This is a genomic window from Streptomyces albicerus, from assembly GCF_008905045.1.
GTDB classification, from domain to species: Bacteria; Actinomycetota; Actinomycetes; order Streptomycetales; family Streptomycetaceae; genus Streptomyces; species Streptomyces albicerus.
This window is the reverse complement of record NZ_VWMY01000022.1, coordinates 15,278-20,178: the sequence shown is the minus strand read 5'-3', so window position 1 is coordinate 20,178 and position 4,901 is coordinate 15,278. Positions and strand designations below refer to the sequence as shown.

General features: G+C 69.1%; 4 protein-coding genes. 2 read left to right on the top strand and 2 right to left on the bottom strand.

Annotated elements, in window-relative coordinates; genetic code table 11:
* Positions 1 to 49: 49 nt before the first annotated feature.
* Together GAS53_RS20860 and GAS53_RS56395 are read right to left on the bottom strand one after the other, a co-directional pair.
* Complete coding sequence (locus GAS53_RS20860) at positions 50 to 1,402, bottom strand: class II 3-deoxy-7-phosphoheptulonate synthase (protein ID WP_151479164.1); 1,353 nt, start codon at positions 1,400 to 1,402, stop codon at positions 50 to 52.
* Between the two features lie 35 nt (positions 1,403 to 1,437).
* Positions 1,438 to 2,694, bottom strand: a complete 1,257-nt coding sequence (locus tag GAS53_RS56395) for a hypothetical protein (RefSeq protein ID WP_225859013.1) — start codon at positions 2,692 to 2,694, stop codon at positions 1,438 to 1,440.
* 77 nt (positions 2,695 to 2,771) lie between these two features.
* Here GAS53_RS56395 and GAS53_RS58385 point away from each other — a divergent pair, with 77 nt between their 5' ends.
* Positions 2,772 to 2,855: a trp operon leader peptide gene (locus GAS53_RS58385; RefSeq protein WP_404829261.1), complete on the top strand. Its 84-nt coding sequence runs from the start codon at positions 2,772 to 2,774 to the stop codon at positions 2,853 to 2,855.
* 117 nt (positions 2,856 to 2,972) lie between these two features.
* Positions 2,973 to 4,859, top strand: a complete 1,887-nt coding sequence (locus GAS53_RS20845) for an anthranilate synthase family protein (protein WP_151479162.1) — start codon at positions 2,973 to 2,975, stop codon at positions 4,857 to 4,859.
* Positions 4,860 to 4,901: the final 42 nt, after the last annotated feature.

Sequence of the window (4,901 nt, the reverse complement as noted above, 5' to 3'; positions counted from 1 at the left end):
CCCCCCCCCACTCCATGCGCTGGTAACAGCCGAAACGGCTGCTGATCTACTACTGGTCCCGGTACATCTCCGCCACCAGGAACGCCAGGTCAAGCGACTGGCTGCGGTTCAGGCGGGGGTCGCAGGCCGTCTCGTAGCGCTGGTGCAGGTCGTCGACGAAGATCTCGTCACCGCCGCCCACGCACTCGGTGACGTCGTCACCGGTGAGCTCGACGTGGATGCCGCCCGGGTGCGTGCCGAGCCCCTTGTGGACTTCGAAGAAGCCCTTGACCTCGTCGAGCACGTCGTCGAAGCGGCGGGTCTTGTGGCCCGAGGCCGCCTCGTAGGTGTTGCCGTGCATCGGGTCGGTGATCCAGGCCACGGTCGCGCCGGAGGCGGTGACCTTCTCGACCAGCTCGGGGAGCTTGTCGCGGACCTTGTCGGCGCCCATGCGGACGATGAAGGTCAGGCGGCCCGGCTCGCGGTCCGGGTCGAGGCGCTCGATGTACTGCAGCGCGTCCTCGGCCGTCGTGGTCGGGCCGAGCTTGATCCCGATCGGGTTGCGGATCTTCGAGGCGAACTCGATGTGCGCGCCGTCCAGCTGACGGGTGCGCTCACCGATCCAGACCATGTGGGCCGAGACGTCGTACAGGTGGCCCGTACGGGAGTCGACCCTGGTCAGCGCCGACTCGTAGTCGAGGAGCAGCGCCTCGTGGGAGGCGTAGAACTCGACGGTCTTGAACTCCTCCGGGTCGGCCCCGCAGGCGTGCATGAAGTTCAGCGCCTGGTCGATCTCGCGCGCCAGCTGCTCGTAGCGCTGTCCCGACGGGGACGTCTTCACGAAGTCCTGGTTCCAGGCGTGCACCTGGCGCAGGTCGGCGTAGCCGCCGGTGGTGAAGGCGCGGACGAGGTTGAGCGTGGAGGCGGAGGCGTTGTACATCCGCTTCAGACGCTCGGGGTCCGGGATCCGGGCTTTCTCGTTGAACTCGAAGCCGTTGACCGAGTCGCCGCGGTACGTCGGCAGGGTCACGCCGTCGCGGGTCTCGGTGCCCTTGGAGCGCGGCTTCGAGTACTGGCCGGCGATGCGGCCGACCTTCACGACCGGCACGGACGCCGCGTACGTGAGGACGGCGCCCATCTGGAGCAGGGTCTTGAGCTTGTTGCGGATGTGGTCGGCGGACACGGCGTCGAAGGCCTCGGCGCAGTCGCCGCCCTGGAGCAGGAACGCCTCGCCCTTGGCGACGGCTCCCATCCGGGCGCGCAGCTGGTCGCACTCGCCGGCGAAGACGAGCGGCGGATACGACTCGAGGTCCGCGATCACATCGCGCAGAGCCTCGGCATCGGGGTACTCGGGCTGCTGCGCCGCGGGCAGGTCTCGCCAGGTGTTGCCAGCGCTCGCGCTGGACTTAGCGTTCACGGTCACGACGTCAACATTACGGGGTCGTGTCGGGCGTCCATTCACATGCTCATCAAGTGAGACGAACCGCGCTCGATCGAAACGGGTCGGGCGGGGCCCGGGACGTGTTCCGTCAGGCCCCACAGCTCGTCGACCTGGGTCGCGCCGAGCTTGGGCCAGTAGCTCAGGGCCTGCGGTGTGCCCACCGCCCAGTTCCCGGTGGACAGGTTGTTACTGGTGCACGCCGTCGGAGTCCTGGTGTCTCCCGCCCAGGTGTGGGAGAACACGGCGGGCCTGATGGCGCAGCCCTTGTGGAAGTCGAAGTTCAGTACGCCCTGGTCGTCGGTCCAGGTCATGCCGCCCTGCAGTCCGCGGTACCGGGTGGCGGCGTAGGCGTCCTCGATGACCGTCTTGCCGCCGGACATGTTCAGCAGCCCCGGATACGTCGCGGAACCGGCCGGATTCAGCTGGTACCGCACCACCCGTCCACCGTTGGCATCACCGAACCACTCGCCCGTGACCAGCTTGAACGGGCTGCCGCCGGTCTTGTCGAGCGAGAGCCAGGCGTAGCAGAGGGAGTCCGCGTCGGGGACCCCGCTGACGGCGTCCTTGTCGCATCCGCCCGAGGGCGGCGGGGAGGCCTGCTTGTAGTAGTGGACCTGGGGCAGCACGTAGGGATAGCCGCAGGCGCTGGACTTGCCGCCGCTGATGCCGTAGGTGGCGACGCCCGAGCCGTAGGTGTCGACCTTGGCGAGCTTGTTGATGTCGAAGACGCGGATGCCGTTCGAGGTGTCGGTGACGTAGATGTAGTTGCCGTACCAGACGATCCCGCCGGCGTGACCGGTGACGAACTTGAAGTTCGAGGCGCTGGACGACGTGCTGGTGGGCTCGGCGAGCAGCACGTGGCGGTACTTGGCAGTGTCCCGGTCGATGAACGTGAGCTTGAGCAGGTTGTTCGTCCGGCAGCCCTCCTTGTCCGCCGCGGGATCCTGCACGTACGTCTTGTAGTGCCAGGCGACCGCCGTGACGTGCTTGCCCTGGATGGCGCCGTCGCCTCCGTCGGCGGTGCCGGTGCTGCTCAGGCCCTGCGGCCACCAGCGTCCGGTGTCGTCGTCGCTGTGGGCCGACGACCAGCACCACGCGACCTTCTTGGTCACCGGGGGCAGCGCCTTGGTCTCGTCGCCCGAACAGGCCCGCATGGAACGCAGGTTCATCCAGGGGTCGGTGGCCCCGGACGAGTTCGTCGTGTAGTCGGTGGTGACGGCGTCCGTCAGGTTGGCGTGGTCCGTGAGGTGGTTGTTGTAGAGGTTGTTCGTCATGAAGCGGTCTGGAACATGTCAAAGCAGACGTGATCATAGGATGAACGCGAGGTGTTGATCACGTGAGTCGGCGCGGGATGTGGGGTAAGGTGCGGCGCATGTTCGCGCACTCGACCCAGAACCAGAACTGGTGGTGGACCGCTCACCCGGCGGCCCACTGACTGCGCGTACGCAAGACTTCGCGAAGGCCGCCCGAGGGGCGGCCTTCGGTGTTTTCACGACCGGGACCGTTCCTCTCCACTCCTCTTCACCGAGACGCCGAGAAGGAACACGGACCCATGAACCTGCTCGACCTGCTGGACGATCCCCGCCCGTTCGCCCTGCTGCGCCGCCGCACGCCGGGCCACGATCACGACACCGTCGAGCTGCTGCTCGGCCCGGTCTCCACTTATGAGCGGCTGGCCGACATTCCCGAGGGCCTGGCTCTCATCCCGTTCCGCCAGATCCGGGAGCGCGGCTTCGACGTCCGCGACGACGGCACACCGCTCACGGTGCTGACCCCGGACGATTCGTACGAACTCCCGCTGGAGCAGGCCCTGTCGGAGCTGCCCGCGCACGACGTTCGTGTCGAGGGCGGTGGCTTCGACGTCGCGGACGAGGAGTACGCGGAGATCGTCGGGCGGGTGCTGGACGAGGAGATCGGGCGGGGCGAAGGCGCGAACTTCGTCATCCGGCGGACGTACGAGGGGGAGATCCCGGGGTTCGGCCGGGCCGACGCGCTGGCTCTCTTCCGACGGCTGCTGGTCGGCGAGCGGGGGGCGTACTGGACGTTCGTCGTGCACACGGGAGAGCGGACGCTGGTCGGGGCGAGCCCCGAGGTGCACGTACGGATGTCCGGCGGGACCGTCGTGATGAACCCCATCAGCGGGACGTACCGCTACCCGGCCGAGGGACCGACGCCGGAGCACCTGCTGGAGTTTCTCGCGGACGGCAAAGAGATCGAGGAGCTCTCGATGGTCGTCGACGAGGAGCTCAAGATGATGTGCACGGTCGGCGACATGGGCGGTGTCGTGATCGGGCCGCGCCTGAAGGAGATGGCCCATCTCGCGCACACCGAGTACGAGTTGCGGGGCAAGTCGTCGCTTGATGTGCGCGAGGTGCTGAAGGAGACCATGTTCGCGGCGACCGTCACCGGGTCGCCGGTGCAGAACGCCTGCCGGGTCATCGAGCGGCACGAGGTGGTTGGCCGCGGGTACTACGCGGGGGCGCTCGCGCTGATCGGGCGCGACTCCGGCGGGGCCCAGACCCTCGACTCCCCCATCCTCATCCGGACCGCGGACATCGACGGGGGCGGGCGGCTGCGGGTGCCGGTCGGCGCGACGCTCGTACGGGGGTCGGATCCGGCGAGCGAGGTCGCCGAGACGCATGCGAAGGCGGCGGGGGTGCTGGCGGCCCTGGGCGTACGGCCCGGGCGGCCGCGTGAGGAGGGCGTACGGGCGAACCTCGCCGACGATCCGCGGGTGCGGGCCGCGCTCGACGGGCGGCGGGCCTCGCTGGCGCCGTTCTGGCTGCGGATGCAGGAGCGGTCGGCCGAGTTGGCGGGGCATGCGCTCGTCGTGGACGGCGAGGACACCTTCACGGCGATGCTCGCGTATCTGCTGCGCTCCTCGGGGCTGGAGGTGACCATCCGGCGGTACGACGAGCCGGGGCTGCGGGAGGCGGTGCTCGCGCACGAGGGGCCGCTGGTCCTGGGCCCCGGTCCCGGCGACCCGTCGGACATCGCCGACCCCAAGATGGCGTTCCTGCGCGGTCTCACCGCCGAGGTGCTCCGCGGGCACCGGCACGGGGTACTGGGCGTCTGCCTCGGCCATGAGCTGATCGCCGCGGAGCTCGGCCTGGAGATCGTACGGAAGGAAGTCCCCTACCAGGGCGCCCAGACGGACATCGGCCTCTTCGGGCGGACGGAGACCGTCGGCTTCTACAACAGCTTCGTGGCGCGGTGCGACGACGAGGCCGCCGTCGAGCTGGCGGCCCATGAGGTCGAGATCAGCCGCAGCGATGCGGGAGAGGTGCACGCGCTGCGCGGGCCTGGCTTCGCTGGCGTCCAGTTCCACCCGGAGTCGGTACTGACGCTGCGCGGCACGGACGTCGTACGGGAACTGGTGGCTCAGGTCCGCGAAGGGGCGGGCACCAGCACGTTCTCGGAGCGGCGGCCCGCCGTGTAGTCGAGGACGCGGGGGCCTGTGCGTGGCGGGGGCGGGGAGGGT